Origin of the sequence: Nocardia sp. N2S4-5, from assembly GCF_044628355.1 — a bacterium.
Taxonomy (GTDB): Bacteria; Actinomycetota; Actinomycetes; order Mycobacteriales; family Mycobacteriaceae; genus Nocardia; species Nocardia wallacei_B.
In genome coordinates, this window is the sequence record NZ_JBIUPM010000001.1 from 7244776 (window position 1) to 7259237 (window position 14462).

Sequence of the window (14462 nt, forward strand, 5' to 3'; positions counted from 1 at the left end):
CGGCGGCGCCTGGTCGCCGCGCTCCGGCTGCGTCCGGGGAGGGGATGAATCGCAGTGCTGCCGCACGACCGACAGCAGGCTGAGACCGCTGATCCGGACGGCGGCCCGGAATCCGGGCGCTATTCGGTGCGTGGCGCGTTGTCCCAGCTGCGGCTGCGTGAGCTACTGGCCGAGATCCGCGAGCGGATCGACCAGATCATCGATGTACGCGACCGGATGGACGCGCTGGTCGAGGCCATGTTCGCGGTCACCGCCGGGCTCGAGCTGGACGAGACCCTGCGCACCATCGTGCACACGGCGATCACGCTGGTGGACGCCCGCTACGGCGCGCTCGGCGTGCGCGGTGCGGGCCACGATCTGTCCCGATTCGTGTACGAGGGCATCGACGACGCCACCCGGTCGCGGATCGGCGCGCTTCCGCGCGGGCACGGCGTGCTGGGACTGCTGTTCGATCAGCCCAAGCCGATCCGGCTCGAATGCCTGGCCGAGCATCCGGCGTCGGTCGGCTTCCCGGACAACCATCCGCCGATGCGAAGCTTCCTCGGGGTCCCGGTGCGGGTGCGGCAGGCGGTCTTCGGAAACCTGTATCTGACGGAGAAGGTCGGCGGCGGGCAGTTCACCGAGGACGACGAGGTGATGGTGCAGGCGCTGGCCGCGGCGGCGGGCATCGCGATCGAGAACGCCCGGCTGTACGAGGCGGCACGCACCCGGCAGGCCTGGATCACGGCCACCCGGGACCTGACCACGGAGTTCCTGGCCGGTACCGCGCCGGAGCGGGTGTTCGCGCACCTGGTCAACCACGTCCGGCGGCTGACCCGGTCGGACCGGGTGTTCCTGGCGGTGACGGCCGAGCCGGACCGCGCGCCGGAGGAAGCGTCGGAGCTGGACATCGTGTACTCGGTCGGCTGCGGCGTCGACCCCGGCGGCAGTCTCCGGCTCGCGGGCACCGCCGCCCGCGAGGCCTTCGCCGGCCGGTCCGGGCTGCGGTTCGAGGGCGCGGCGGCGGCGGGGCTCAGCGCCGAGGTCGGTGTGGGCGCCGGTCCGCTGCTGATGCTGCCGCTGTACACGCCCGAGGCGTCGCTGGGCCTGTTGGTGGCGGCCCGGCCGACCGACAGCACGCCCTACGACGAGGAGGTCCTGGAGCTGGCCGAGGCGTTCGCCGCGCAGGCCGCGCTCGCGATGCAACTCGCCGACGCCCAGCAGCGGATGCGGGCGCTGGACGTGCTCGCCGAACGCGATCGGATCGCCCGGGACCTGCACGACCACGTGATCCAGCGATTGTTCGCGGTCGGGCTGGCCCTGCAGGGCACGGTGCCGCGCAGCCGCCGGACCGACGTGCGGGAACGGATCTCGGCGGCGGTCGACGACCTGCAATCGGTGGTGCAGGAGATCCGCACGTCCATCTTCGATCTGCATGTCGCCGAGGTCGGGCACGGCGGGTTGCGGCAGCGGGTCGAGAATGCGGTCCGGCAGCACACCGCCGAGTCCGGCATCGATGTCACGGTGCGCGTCACCGGCCCGCTGTCGGTGGTCCCCGCCGACCTGGCCGACGACGCGGAGGCCGTGGTGCGCGAGGCGGTCAGCAATGCCGTCCGGCACTCCGGCGCCACGATGCTGACCGTCGAGGTCGACGTGGGCGACGGCCTGGTCGTCTCCGTCGCCGACGACGGTCGTGGCATCCCGGACGGCATCACCGCGAGCGGGCTGGTCAATATGGCGCGCCGCGCCGAACGCGCGGGCGGAAGCTGCACTGTCACACCGTTTTCCACCACGCCGGGCGCGCATCCCGGCACCCTGGTGCGGTGGTCCGCGCCTCTCCCGTGAGCCGTCGTGCGCAGTCCGCGGTGACCGCCTATCCGGCCGCGCGGAAGCAGGAGCCGTCCGGGGTGACGAGACCGAGGTCGGCGTCGTAGCGCCGGTAGAGCAGGTGGCCGCGTTCGCGGGCCGGGTCGGTGAAGAACAGGTACGGCATGCCGTGCCCGCACAGGTGGTCGACGGCCTGTTCGGCGGTCAGCGACGGGGCCGGGTGCTGGTCCACCGAGAAGACCGAGGAACAGTCGTCGCCACCGCGGACGCTCAGCGGTGACCGGGTGCGGTACTGGTGCGCCAGCCGCAGGCCGGTCGGCGCGGCGCGATAGACGACGGCGTCGGCGCCGGTGCCCGCGTGCGTGAACAGGTACGCATCGAAGTCCAGGGCGTCCATCGCCGCCGCGGCCGTCGACGGGTCGGTGGTGGTGAGCGCGAATGCCTTGCGGCGCACGAGGTCTCCCGGCACCGGCACGGCGAGGGGCGGACGGGTCGGGTCCGGCCACGGGCGATGCTGCGGGGTGGCGGTGACGGCCTTGATCTGACGTTCCAGCCGCACCACGGCGGGCAGTACGTCGCCGCGGCCGCGGGTCAGTGTCTGCATCCGGACGGGCCGGTCCGCGATCGCCAGGTTCACCTGCACCAGCATCGGACCGCTGCCGCAATTGGCGGCGGACACCCGGATCCGCGCGCCGCCGCCGAGGCGGAAGCGGGCCAGCAACCGTCCGACCGCGCCGGCGATGCGCTCGCTCTCCAGCTTGGGCAGCTCACCGCGGACGATGACGGCGACGTCGGGAAACTCCTCGGACGGCCGCGTTTCGGACGTGCGCAGCATCGCACGACCTTCCTTTCTGCTCGGCACCAATCCCGTTCCCGCAGCACCACAGTGCATTCCGGTTCCGCGCCGCTGTAGGGCCGAAGGTCCTTCGTGTGGGTAATCACATCGTCGCGGACCGCGGCCCACCACCCGTGGTAACCGACCTGCGGGCACATTCGTAGGACCTTCGGCCCTACATCGCCGTATCGGCGCGGTGATGGGATTTGCACAGGGGTCGCGAGCATGAGACGGAAAGCGGGTCGGTGGCGGTGAGCACGGCGGAGCACCTGGACCGCGCCGAATTGATGCGACTGCTGGCCGGTGCCGCGGTCGGCCGAATCGTCTTCACCCGCAACGCTTTACCGGCGATCCGCCCGGTCAACCACCTCGTCGAGGACGGCGCCGTGGTGCTGCGGACCCGCTTCACGACGCAGTTGACCACCGCCATGGGCGGCAGTTCCCCGGTGGTGGTCGCGTACGAGGCGGACGAGATCGATGTGGTGCGGCGCGTCGGCTGGTCGGTCGTGGTGGTGGGATTCGCGCGCCCGGTCACCGACCCCGACCGCATCGCGCGCTACGAATCGCTGTTGCAGTCGTGGGTCGACGGGGAGAAGGCCACCGTGGTGTCGATCGAGCCCGAGATCGTCACGGGTGTCAGGCTCGTCGAGCGGAGCTGTTAGCGCCCCGACATGATGGAGGCAGGGCAGGTAGCGACGTTCCGAAACAGGAGGAGTGCGATGACCGACAATCCGGCCACCTCGGAATCCGGCCAGAACCCACCGATCGTGGCGGCGGTCGACGGTTCGGCGGTGTCGTATGACGCGGCCGCCTGGGCCGCGGTTGCCGCCGCCCTGCACGGCTGTGCGCTCCACCTGCTCACGTCGGTATCGCTACCGGCCGTGTTCGGGCCGGTGCCGGTGCTCGGCGAGGACGACCTGGCCCGGCTGCACGCCGATGCCGAGCGGATCCTGACCGAGGCGACCCGCTCGGCCCGTGCCGCCGCGCCCGGGGAGTCACCTGCGATCAGTACCGAGGTGGTCACCGAGCCGATCATTCCCGTGCTGGTCGACCGCTCCCGCCGGGCCCGGCTGGTCGCGGTCGGCAGTCGCGGGCTCGGGGCATTCCGGCGCGGCCTACTGGGGTCCGTCAGCACGGCGGTGACCCGGCACGCGCACTGCCCGGTCGCCGTGGTGCATTCGGCGACGGATTCGGTGTCGGCGAGCAAGCCGGTGCTGGTCGGGGTGGACGGCAGTGAGTACAGCGTGCCTGCCCTGGAACTCGCGTTCGAGGAGGCGTCCCGGCGCAAGGTCGGTCTGGTGGCGTTGCACGCCTGGACGGACGTCAGCGCCGCGCTGGACGTGTCGATCAGCGGCTGGGATGCGATCCGCGACACCGAGGACGCGCTGCTGGCCGAGTCGCTGTCCGGGTACGCCGAGCGTTACCCGGATATCGAGATACGCCGGATCCTGGTGCAGGACAGGCCCGTTCGCGCGCTGCTGGAGCAGTCCGAGCGGGCGCAACTGGTGGTGGTCGGCAGTCACGGCCGCGGCGGATTCACCGGAATGCTGCTCGGCTCCACCAGCTCCGCCCTGGTGCAGTCGGTGGACTGCCCGATCGTGGTCGTCCGGGAGCGGACGAAAGACGGTGCCGGGGAAGGGGATTCGTAGTCAGGCCGTAGGCGGGTCGAGTTCCTCGACGCCGAGCCGGTCGGAGTATTGCCGGTTCAGGTCGGACCAGCCGTAGTCGAGCGCATCGGCGCCCACGATGGGCCCGATCGGGCTGCCCGCGAGCAGTTCGGCGGCCACGTCGAGGCACAGGTGCCACCCCGCGGCCAACTGCGCCGCCACCGCTCGCTCCGGGAGCCGGTGGGTCAGGCGCAACCGAGTGCCGCCGTCGTGGTCCGCCAGCTCCCAGCGCAGCGCGTCACCGGCCCAGGTGTATTCGAGGACGTCCGGCGGGGTCACGGTGGTGACCTGGCCCGGCAACTCCTGCCGGTGCTCGCCGTCGATCATGATCAGGGTGACCGGGCCGGTCGCGGTCAGCGAGCGGTCGGCGGTGTAGGGCGCCCACTCGCGCAACTCCTCCGGTTCGGTGAGGGCGGACCACACCGCCTCCCGGGTTTGCGGGAACTGCCGGGTGAACACGAGGGACCAGCGGCCGTTCTCGTCGACGAGTTCGACCTGGTGCAGAGGGCTGGGGTGGTACCGGCGGGTGGTCATGAGCGGTCCTTTCGGTCGAGGTGGTGGCCCAGGGCATCGAGATGGCGGTCCCACAGCCGCAGGTAGGGCGTGAGCCAGGTATCGAGCTGCTCGAAGGGGCCGGGGGCGAGGCGGTAGATCCGCTTCTGTGCCGCCACTTCGCAGGTGACGAAGCCGGTGTCGCGCAGGACTTTCAAGTGCTTCGACACCGTCGGCTGCGGTAGGTCCAGGCGCGTGACGAGTTCGCCCACGGTGGCGTCGCCGGTGCGGAGCAGGTCGAGAATTCGCCTGCGCTGCGGTTCGGCTACCACCGCGAAGAGGTCGATTGTCACGTGGCCTAATATACCTCTCAGCGTATATACTTGTCTAGGCATATACGGGATTGCGGTTCTCCGGCCGTCGAATTAGAACGCGTTATAGATTGGTGGCAGGATCGCTGCTTCGATGTGTGAAGGGGAATCATGTCTGCCACCGCATCCGCCGCCGAGCTGCTGGCGACCGTCGAGCGGTCGCCGCAGGCTGTCGCCGTCCACGACCGGGCCGCGTGGGTCGGGTTGTTCACCCGCGACGCGCTGGTGGAGGATCCGGTCGGGTCGCGTCCGCACCGGGGGACCGCCGCGATCGAGCGGTTCTACGACACCTTCATCGCGCCCAACGGCATCGCGTTCCGGGTCGGCCACGACGTGGTGTGCGGCATGACCGTCTATCGCGACCTGGCCATCGAGACCACCATGTCGACCGGCGTGACGCTGCGCGTTCCCATGCACCTGCGCTACGACCTCACCCGGACGGGCGGCGAACTACGCATCCGCGAACTGCACGCGCACTGGGAACTACCCGTCATGGTCGGTCAACTCCTGCTGTCGGGCGGCCCGGGCCTGCTCGCCGCGGCCAGACTCGCGCCACAGCTGCTCGGCAACCAGGGCATCGGCGGCGCGCTGGGTTTCGCCCGCGGCTTCCGCCGAGCCGGCGCGGCGGCCAAGCGAACCGCCACCACCTTCCTCCGATCCGCCGCCCGCGGCGACAGCTCCGCCCGAGCGGCCCTCACCCCCGACGCCGCCCTCCTGTGGTGCGGCGCCCCACTCGGCGTCGAGGGCTTCCTGCGGCAGGCAACCGGCCTCCGCCCCGAAACCCCCATAGCCGCAGGCCGTTTCATCACCACGACGATCTCCACCCCCACCGCCCGCGGCATCGCCGAACTCGAACTCACCCGCAACAGCAGGCAGATCAAGGCCGCCCGCATCTACCTCGGTGAGTAATTCGCGGCGCGGGGTTGAGTCTCCCGCAGGGGGAGACGCCAAGCTGGTGGGCATGGACGACGAGAACCTCCTCGCGATCGGCGCTCTGGCCGAGCGGACCGGTGTGTCGGTCAAGACGATCCGGTTCTATTCCGACAAGGGGATCGTTCCGCCGACCTGTCACAGCCCGGCCGGTTACCGCCTCTACGACATCGCCGCCCTGGCCCGCCTCGAGCTGGTCCGGACGCTGCGTGAGCTGGACATCGATCTGGCCACGATTCGCCGCGTCCTGGATCGCGAGACCTCGCTGACCGAGGTCGCCGAAGCACACGCGGCGGCCCTCGACGTGCAGGTCCGCGTGCTGCGGCTGCGCCGCGCGGTGTTGCAGGCGGTAGCCGCCCGGGGTTCGAACCCACAGGAGATGAATCTGATGCACAAACTGGTCAATCTGTCGGAAGCCGAACGGCACCGCTTCATCCACGACTTCATCGACAACACCTTCGGCGGGGTCGACGCCAATCCGGCCATGGTGGAGCTACTGCGCTCGAGCATGCCGGAACTGCCGGAGGACCCGACTCCCGAGCATGTCGAGGCGTGGCTGGAACTCGTGGAGTTGGTGCAGGACAACGACTTCCGGACAGCGGTGCGGCGGATGTCCGAATACCAAGCGAAGGAACGCGCCGAGGGCGACACCACCGGCCTGCATCACCAGCTGACCGAGACGGTCCGCGCGGAAGTCGGCCGGGCCCTCGCGGCGGATATCGCACCGGAGTCGGCGAGTGCGGCCGACATCGTCGACACCCTGACCGCACGCTACGCCGACACCTTCGGCCGGACCGATGACGACCGACTGCGGCGGTGGGTGCTCGAGCGGCTCGCGGTCGCCAACGACTCCCGGGTGACCCGGTACTGGCAGCTCGTGGCCACCATCAACGGCTGGCCGCCGCTGCCGGACCTCGAACCGGTGTTCACCTGGTTCGGTCGAGCGCTGCACGCGCATCCCGGCAAGCGCTGAGACCCGCGCCCGGCAGGGAAACGGCGGTCGCCGGTATCGGGCGGGAGACGGTTTGCCCGGTTGCGCGCGGTGGTCGGTGCGGGCGTGCACAATGCCCGGTATGGATGGCTGGGGCGGGCGGGCATCGGCCGACCGGCGGGCGAGCGAGGGGCCCGGCGGGGACCGGGGGGTGCGGAAGCGGCACGGGCGGCATTACACGCCCGAGCGGTTGGCTCGGTTCCTGGCCGAACGAGTGGTGGAGCATGTGGCGCCCCGAGGCGAGGTTCGGGTGCTGGATCCGGCGTGTGGTGACGGTGAGTTGTTGCTGGCCGTCGGGCGGGTACTGGCGGAGCGGTTTCCGGGAATTCCGTTGCGGCTGACGGGGTTCGATCTCGACGCGGAGGCCGTGCGGGCCGCCCGGACGCGGGGCGAGGGACTCGAGATCGACTGGCATGCCGGTGACTTCCTCACCGCGGCAGAAGATTTGGCCGCTGCGGGGTTCGACGTGGTGATCACCAACCCGCCGTATGTGCGGACCCAGCAGCTGGGGTCGGAGGCCGCCCAGCTGTTGGCCCGCCGGTACGGCCTCACCGGCCGCATCGACCTCACCCACCCGTTCGTCGCGAGCGTGCCCCGGTTGCTGCGGCCCGGCGGCGTGCTGGGCCTGTTGTGCGCCAACCGTTTTCTCACCACCAAGGCCGGAACCAACCTGCGCGCCCTGCTGCGGTCCGAGCTGGCACCGGTGGAACTGTACGACCTCGGCGACACCCGGCTGTTCGAGGCCGCAGTCCTTCCCGCGATCACCATCGCCCTCCGCGCCCCCGCCGTCGCCCCCTGCCGCTACGTCTCGGCCTACGAACTCGACACCCCCCGAACAACATCCACCACCGACCTGTACACCGCCCTCACCGCCCCGTCCGGCACCGTGATCACCCACAGCGGCCGAACCATCGCCATCGAGATCGGCACCCTCGCCGACGACCTGACTCCGGCTCCATCCGGCGCCACGCCCCGACCCGACCCCACCGTCCCCTGGCGGATGTCCCACCCCGGCGTGGACGGGTGGTTGCGGCGGGTGGCGGAGGGGACCTGGCGGACGTTCGGGGAGGTGGTGCGGATTCGGGTGGGGATCAAGACGACGGCGGACCGGGTGTTCATCTCCGATCGGTGGGAGGAGCGCGAACCGCGACCGGAGGCGGAGTTGCTGTTCGATCTGCTGACCCATCACGATCTGGCGCCGTGGCGGATCACGCGGTCGCATCCGACGCGCGTGCTCTACCCCTACGACGTGACACGCGCGCGCCGCACCCCGGTGGATCTCGGCGAATTCCCCGCGGCCGCAGCGTATCTGGCCGAGCACAAGGACACCCTGGCCGCCCGCGGCTATGTCACCGCCGGCGGCCGGGAGTGGTTCGAGATCTGGGTGCCGCAGCGCCCGCACCTGTGGTCGCGGCCGAAGCTGGTGTTTCCCGATATCAGCGTGCGGCCGCGGTTCGCGCTCGACCGCAGCGGCGCCATCGTCAACGGCGACTGCTATTGGATCTCGCTGCCCGACCTCGGCGCCGACACGCTCGCGTATCTCTTGATGGGAGTGGCGAATTCGACGCTGGGCCTGCGCTTCTACGACGCGGTGTGCGGCAATCGGCTGTACGCGGGCCGCCGCCGGTGGATCACCCAGTACGTCGGCCGCCTGCCGCTGCCGGACCCCGCGACTCCCGCGGCGGCGGCGCTGACGGAGCTGGTGCGGACGTTCGTCGACGGCGCGGCCGAACCGGACCCCGCTCTGCTCGACGAGCGAGTAGCCGCCGCCTTCCGTCTCTGACGCCTCAGCCGCGCGGCACCCCCACCATCGGCATCAGGGTGCGGCGCGCGAAGTCCCGCGCGGCCTGCTGGTCGCCGACCGGGATCAGTCCGTCGGGCGTCAGCGCCAGCGATTGCGCCAGCCGCGCCATGATCTCGGCGACCAGGTCGGCATCGAAGTCCAGCGCCGGGTTCGTCTTTTGCAGTTCGCGGAGTTTCTCGGCGAGATAGGCGCGCCCGACCGCGAGGATCGGTCCGGCCTCGGTGGTCAGCCGCGGCAGGATCAGATCCGGTTCGGTGCGCAGCAGCCGCCGCAGCAACTCGTTGCGCGCCAGCAGCGTGATGAACGCGACGAACACCTCGACCAGCTGATCCTCGGCGGCGGTGGCCGATTCGGCGCTGTTTCCGCCCGTGATCTCGGCGACCCGCTGGTCGATCTCGGCGACGAACAGCTGCGCCTCGCGCACGCCCACCGCCTCGATCAGTTCGTTCTTCGACTCGAAGCGGCGGTACAGCGTGGCGGGGCTGATCCCGGCCCGGCGCGCGATCTCGCCCATGCTGGTGCGCTTGATCCCGAAGTCCAGGAACGCCGACAGCGCGCTCTCCAGCAGTTGCTCGCCGTCGGCTCGCGGCTTCTCGAGGATGCGCGCCAGGATGGGGGGAACCGAGGGCATCGAATCTCCAGTCGGATGCGGAAGGGTGCGGATCATTATCTCATCGGATCGCACCCGGAACCGCAGCCTGGCGTGTCGCGCCCCGGCGCCGGTCAGCGCAGATTCAGCGCCGTCATCTCCTGCTCGATCGCATTCGCGGCGAAATCTATTCCGCTGGAACGTAATTCGTGTACCCGGCGATGTAGTGCCTCGATGCCTCCGGGCTGGGCCGCGATATCGGCCACGCTGATCCGCCCCTTGGGCCGGTGCATACCGGACTGCTCGTACGCCACCGTTGAACCTCCTGCTTGCCCCACGTGACGAGCCCGTCGTCCGGGCGTGGCTCGCCTCGCGCAACGAGCCGTCCGCCGCCGTGTCGACGCCGTCGACCGGACCCCGGGCACGCTGGCCAAATGCTAGCAAGAGGATAAGCTGGTCATCTGACCAGTGTGCGGTGTATCACACTTCGATGCCGTCGCGGTGGGCGGCGGTGCTGTGCCGGTAGACCGTCGCATTGAGCCGGATCCGATCCAGCTCGGCCTCGCCGAGTTCGCGGCGCACCTTGCCCGGGACGCCCGCGACCAGCGATCCGGGCGGAATTTGTGCCCCTTCCGGAATGAGCGCGTTGGCGGCGATCAGGCAGCCCGCGCCGATCACCGCGCCGTTGAGCACGGTCGCGCCCATGCCCACCAGCACGTCGTCGCCGACCGTGCAGCCGTGCAGGATCGCGTTGTGTCCCACCGAGACTCCGGCGCCGACCGTCAGCGGGACGCCCGGATCCGCGTGCAGCACGCACCCGTCCTGGATATTGGTTCCGGCGCCCACGGAGATCTCCTCCATATCGCCCCGGAGCACCGCCGAGTACCAGATGCTCACGTCCGCGGCGAGCCGCACGCGGCCGATCACGGTCGCGTTCGGCGCCACCCACGCGCTGTCGTCGATCTGCGGCGCGTGTTCACCCAACTGAATCCTCATGATCACCGAACATAGCCCCGGCCCGGCGCCCCGCTCACCCGGCCCGCGGCAGGAAGTCGCTGTCGAGGGCGGCGGCGTAGTCCGGCAATTGGGCGGAACGGTCGATCGAGCCTTGCTCCTTGGCCCAATTCGCCAGGGCCGTCAGGCTTTCCGCCAGCCGCGGCTGCACCTGCAGGCTGAAATCGAACTCCGGGAGGATCTTTCCGAGCAGGTCCGGCGGGAGCTGAGTGGCCTCGGCGACGGCGGTGACCGCGTCGTCGGAGCGCGCCGCCAGCTGCGCGCCGGCCTCATCGATCGCTCGGAAGAACGCCGACAGCGCCGGCGCCTTGCGCGTGGTCGCGGTGTCGGTCGCCAGGTAGAGGCTGTGCTGATGGTACGACCCGCCCGCCAGCTCGACCGCGTCGTCGCCGAGGGCCGCCACCACCTGCGCCTGGTACGGCTGGAAGATGGCGACCGCGTCGACATTGCGCTGGGTCGCCGCGGTGACCGTGGCCTGCGGCGCCACCTGGACCAGGTCGGCACGAATGTTGTTGTCCGCCAGCGTAGTGGCGGCGAAGTAGGCCGCGCTGGTGCCCAGCGGCGTACCGATGGACCGCCCCGCGAGTTGTGCGGGCGAGGTGATCCCGGCACTGCGCCGGGCGACAATGCGCGAGCCCTCCCAGCGCGAACCGTCGCCGACGACCCGCAGCGACGGCGACCGGGCCAGGGTCGCGGCGGCGGGCACGTCGGCGGCCGTGGCGACGTCGACCTGATGCGCGGCGAGCGCCTGCAGCGCCTCGACGCCGGACGGGAAGTTCACCACCTTCACCTTCACGCCGTGCTTGTCGAAGACTCCCGCGCGCTGCGCGACGGGCACCTGGGCCCAGGACGGGTCGACGACGAATCCGACGGTGAGGGTCGACGGGTCGCTGCTGTCCGAATTGCCGCACGCGGCAAGGGAAGTCGACAGGGCGCCGAGGGCGAGGACTGCGGTGAGCAGCCGGGTGAGTGTGTGCACGGTTCTCTCTTCAGCTCGGAGGGTCGGGCTCGAGGCCCAGTTCGTGGTGCAGTCGCCGGCGCAGTGCGCTGTAGGCGGGTTGATCGGCGAGCGTCGCGGCGGGCCGCGGGCGGCTCAGCGGGTTGGTGAGGTGGGTGCGGATGCGGCCGTCGCGCAGCACACCGATGGTGTCGGACAGGCGAATTGCCTCGTCGATGTCGTGGGTGACGAAGACGACGGTGCGGTTCAGCCGGGTCCACAGGTCGATGAGCAGGTCCTGCATCCGCAGCCGGGTGAGGGCGTCGAGCGCCGCGAACGGCTCGTCCATGAGCATGATCGCGGGCTCCCCGGCGAGCATGCGGGCGAGGCCGACCCGCTGGCGCATGCCGCCGGAGAGCCGGCTCGGCCGCTGCGCGCCGACCTCCCCGGACAATCCGACCAGGTCGAGCAGTTCGGCGATGCGGGCGGGCCGCTCGCGCCGCGGAATCCCGTGCGCGCGTAGGGCGAAGGCGATGTTGTCGGCCACGCTCATCCACGGGAACAGGACGTCGCGCTGGAAGGCGACGCCGCGGCGCGGATCGGGTGCGGTGACCGTCTCGCCGTCGTCGACGACGGTGCCGCCGGTGGGGGTGATGAGCCCCGCCAGGCAGTGCAGCAGTGTCGATTTGCCGCTGCCCGAGGCGCCGACCAGCACCAGGAACGAGCCGTCGGGAACGCTCAGGTCGATGTTGCGCAGCGTCGGTGCGGCGGTGTTCGGGAACCGCACCACGACGTCGTGTGCCGCGATCGTCATCGCTCCTCCCGGGCCCAGCGGGTCAGCGGCGCGGTGCTCGCGGCGAGGATCAGATCGCAGGCGGCGCCGATCACGCCGAGCACGATCAGGCAGAACACGAGCCGATCGGCCTGCGAGAACAGCTGCGCCTGGTAGATGCGGTAGCCGATTCCGGCTGTGGTACCGGTCATTTCGGCGACGACGATCAACACGAACGCCATCGCCGCGCCCACCCGCAGACCGGCGGCGACATCGGGCAGCGCCTCGGGGACGACCACCCGGGCGAGGGTCTGCGCGCGCCCCGCGCCCAGGCAGCGCGCCGCCTGCAGGAAATCCGCCGGGGTACTGGCGAATCCGGCGTGACTGTTGATCCACACCGGCACTAACACGCCCAGCGCGATGACCAGGGTCTTGCTGTTCTCGCCGAGCCCGAACCACAGGATGGCCAGGGGCACGAGCCCGATGGTCGGCACCGGCGACAGCAGCCGCAGCACCGGTTGCAACAACCGGCGGCCGGCCCAGGTGCTCGCGGTGACCAGGGCGGCCGCGGTCCCGGCGATCGAGCCCAGCGCGAAACCGAGCAGGGCTCGCCGCAGGCTGGCGGTGATGTCGGGCAGCAGCAATCCGTCCGACCACAGCGTCCGCCCGGCCCGCGCGATCTTCGGCACGCTGGGGAACAGCTCGGCGGGGAAGTGCCCGGTGGCCGCGACCAGCGTCCAGACGACTCCGGCCAGCACGAGTCCGGCCAGGGTGCCGCCGGCCGCGCCCCAGCCGCCGCCCCGCGGTTTCGGCACGCGCGCGGTCCAGCGACGGCGGGCCGGGGGCGCGGAAGGTGTTGTGTCCGTGGCGGTGTGGAGGCTGGAGGTGGTCATGGTCTGGCGCTTTCCGGGGTGGGGTACGGGTCGACCGGCACGGGCGGCGTGTGCGGCGCGCCGATGGGCACCCAGTCGAACGGCACGGCTTGGGCGCGGTAGATCAGCGAGGTGCGGGTGGCGCGGTCGACGCCCGGCACTCGCGGTTCCCGCACCTCCGGTTCCCCGGCGACCCCGAATCCGGTGTAAGGCGTGTGGTATTCCCACACCACCCGGCCGTCGGGGGTGACCTGGAACAACCGGCCGTTCATGCCCTCGGTGACGAGCGTGTTGCCGTTCGGCAGGCGCTGGGCGTTGCTGACGAAGGAGCTGAAGAACGTCCACGACGGCAGGCCGGAATCCTCGGCGGTGTACTGCCAGACGATCTCCTCGGTCGTCGGATCGATCTCCAGTACCCGCGAGCCCGCGTAGATACCGAGTGGGGCGGGCGGATATCCGGCGCCGCCCTGGTTGTCGAAGACCAGGATGTTGCCCGCGCCCGGCAGGCCCTCGGCGATGAGATGGGGATTGTGCTGCCCGGAGATCTGGTCGAGCGGACGGGGGACCTTGTGGACGTTGATCCGCTGATGCTGGGCCCCGGGTTCGGCCGCGAAGTACGGACCCAGCTTCCACACGACGGCGCCGCTGGACCGGTCGAGCAGCGCGACGATATTCGCCTTGCGGTAGCTGATCAGGATGTTGTCCGGCTGGAAGACGCCGTCCGGGTCCGCGCGGTGCCAGCGGTTCGGGCCGAGGGTCTTGGCGCTGTTGATCTCCAGGTACCCCCAGGGGTCGTCCGGATCGCGAGCCACGGTGCGGCGCAGCGCATCCCAGCCCTCCGCCGACAAGCCCAGCTCGTCGAGATGGTCGCCGGCGCGCCACTCCCAGACGATCTCGCCGCCGGGGGAGACCTCGTACAGCCCCTGGTCGCCCACGACGTCGGGGCCCAGCGCGGGCACCACGCGCGGAATCGTGACCAGCAGCAACCGGTTTCCGTTGGGGAGCAGTTCCCAGTCGTGGTTCTGCCGCGCCGCGCCGCCCGGCGCCCGCTCGCCCCACTCCCACACCCGCTCGCCCGTCCACGACAGCTGGCCGACGGTGCGATTGGCGTAGATCCCGCCGCGCGGGTCGTCCCCGGCCGACAGTTGCACTCCGAGGTCGCCGAGACGGCCGCCGGTGAGCGCGGGATCGAGAATGCGCGGCGGCACTCCGGCGAAGGGCCACTCGTGGTGCACGGCGCCGTTCAGATCGATCAGGCGCGTGGTCCCGTCCGATCCCGAGTACAGGACGTAACTGTGGTGTGCCGGCTCGGGATCGAAGTAGGTGACACCGGTCGGTCGTACGAAGGCCATGCGAATTACTCCACCAATCGGTTGTTGCGT

The 14462-nt window shown here is 70.7% G+C and carries 16 protein-coding genes; 6 read left to right on the forward strand and 10 right to left on the reverse strand.

What is annotated here, in order from left to right; translation table 11 throughout:
• Positions 1–54 precede the first annotated feature (54 nt).
• A complete protein-coding gene (locus tag ACFMRZ_RS33565) occupies positions 55–1824 on the forward strand; it encodes a GAF domain-containing sensor histidine kinase (protein ID WP_400182222.1) in 1770 nt (589 codons plus the stop codon).
• Positions 1825–1852: 28 nt separating this feature from the next.
• Here the strand turns inward: ACFMRZ_RS33565 and ACFMRZ_RS33570 are convergent, their stop codons facing one another.
• Entirely contained in the window at positions 1853–2641 is a 789-nt protein-coding gene (locus ACFMRZ_RS33570) for a sigma 54 modulation/S30EA ribosomal C-terminal domain-containing protein (protein WP_400182223.1), read from the reverse strand.
• 245 nt (positions 2642–2886) lie between these two features.
• Between ACFMRZ_RS33570 and ACFMRZ_RS33575 the strand changes: the two genes are divergently transcribed.
• Both ACFMRZ_RS33575 and ACFMRZ_RS33580 read left to right on the forward strand, forming a co-directional pair.
• Positions 2887–3303, forward strand: coding sequence for a pyridoxamine 5'-phosphate oxidase family protein (locus tag ACFMRZ_RS33575; RefSeq protein WP_400182225.1), 417 nt, complete (start codon positions 2887–2889; stop codon positions 3301–3303).
• Positions 3304–3360: 57 nt separating this feature from the next.
• Positions 3361–4290 (forward strand): universal stress protein, encoded by a 930-nt coding sequence (locus ACFMRZ_RS33580; protein ID WP_400182226.1) that lies wholly within the window; start codon positions 3361–3363, stop codon positions 4288–4290.
• On the opposite strand, the gene ACFMRZ_RS33585 is transcribed toward ACFMRZ_RS33580, so the two are convergent.
• Both ACFMRZ_RS33585 and ACFMRZ_RS33590 read right to left on the reverse strand, forming a co-directional pair.
• Positions 4291–4842, reverse strand: a complete 552-nt coding sequence (locus ACFMRZ_RS33585; protein ID WP_400182227.1) for an SRPBCC family protein — start codon at positions 4840–4842, stop codon at positions 4291–4293. It lies immediately after the preceding gene.
• The gene (locus tag ACFMRZ_RS33590; protein WP_280362963.1) at positions 4839–5153 is read right to left on the reverse strand and encodes a metalloregulator ArsR/SmtB family transcription factor; all 315 of its coding nucleotides are present in this window, start codon (positions 5151–5153) and stop codon (positions 4839–4841) included. Before ACFMRZ_RS33590 ends, ACFMRZ_RS33585 begins: the two co-directional genes overlap by 4 nt.
• 129 nt (positions 5154–5282) lie before the next feature.
• On the opposite strand from ACFMRZ_RS33590, the gene ACFMRZ_RS33595 reads away from it, so the two are divergent.
• The 3 genes from ACFMRZ_RS33595 (at position 5283) to ACFMRZ_RS33605 (ending at position 8875) form a co-directional block, all read left to right on the forward strand.
• Positions 5283–6080: a nuclear transport factor 2 family protein gene (locus ACFMRZ_RS33595; protein WP_400182228.1), complete on the forward strand. Its 798-nt coding sequence runs from the start codon at positions 5283–5285 to the stop codon at positions 6078–6080.
• A 52-nt stretch (positions 6081–6132) separates the two neighbouring features.
• Positions 6133–7074, forward strand: a complete 942-nt coding sequence (locus tag ACFMRZ_RS33600; RefSeq protein WP_400182229.1) for a MerR family transcriptional regulator — start codon at positions 6133–6135, stop codon at positions 7072–7074.
• A gap of 100 nt (positions 7075–7174) precedes the next feature.
• Entirely contained in the window at positions 7175–8875 is a 1701-nt protein-coding gene (locus ACFMRZ_RS33605; RefSeq protein WP_400182230.1) for an Eco57I restriction-modification methylase domain-containing protein, read from the forward strand.
• Between the two features lie 4 nt (positions 8876–8879).
• On the opposite strand, the gene ACFMRZ_RS33610 is transcribed toward ACFMRZ_RS33605, so the two are convergent.
• From ACFMRZ_RS33610 to ACFMRZ_RS33640, 7 genes are all read right to left on the reverse strand, one after another.
• A complete protein-coding gene (locus ACFMRZ_RS33610; RefSeq protein WP_280275997.1) occupies positions 8880–9527 on the reverse strand; it encodes a TetR/AcrR family transcriptional regulator in 648 nt (215 codons plus the stop codon).
• A gap of 92 nt (positions 9528–9619) precedes the next feature.
• Complete coding sequence (locus ACFMRZ_RS33615; RefSeq protein ID WP_187684168.1) at positions 9620–9799, reverse strand: hypothetical protein; 180 nt, start codon at positions 9797–9799, stop codon at positions 9620–9622.
• Between the two features lie 166 nt (positions 9800–9965).
• The gene (locus ACFMRZ_RS33620; RefSeq protein WP_280362975.1) at positions 9966–10481 is read right to left on the reverse strand and encodes a gamma carbonic anhydrase family protein; all 516 of its coding nucleotides are present in this window, start codon (positions 10479–10481) and stop codon (positions 9966–9968) included.
• Between the two features lie 34 nt (positions 10482–10515).
• Positions 10516–11478: an ABC transporter substrate-binding protein gene (locus ACFMRZ_RS33625; protein ID WP_400182231.1), complete on the reverse strand. Its 963-nt coding sequence runs from the start codon at positions 11476–11478 to the stop codon at positions 10516–10518.
• Between the two features lie 10 nt (positions 11479–11488).
• Entirely contained in the window at positions 11489–12250 is a 762-nt protein-coding gene (locus tag ACFMRZ_RS33630; RefSeq protein WP_400182233.1) for an ABC transporter ATP-binding protein, read from the reverse strand.
• Positions 12247–13023, reverse strand: coding sequence for an ABC transporter permease (locus tag ACFMRZ_RS33635; RefSeq protein WP_400182234.1), 777 nt, complete (start codon positions 13021–13023; stop codon positions 12247–12249). The genes ACFMRZ_RS33630 and ACFMRZ_RS33635 overlap by 4 nt, the downstream gene beginning before the upstream one ends.
• Positions 13024–13097: 74 nt before the next feature.
• Positions 13098–14432, reverse strand: a complete 1335-nt coding sequence (locus ACFMRZ_RS33640; protein ID WP_400182235.1) for an aryl-sulfate sulfotransferase — start codon at positions 14430–14432, stop codon at positions 13098–13100.
• Between the last annotated feature and the right edge of the window lie 30 nt (positions 14433–14462).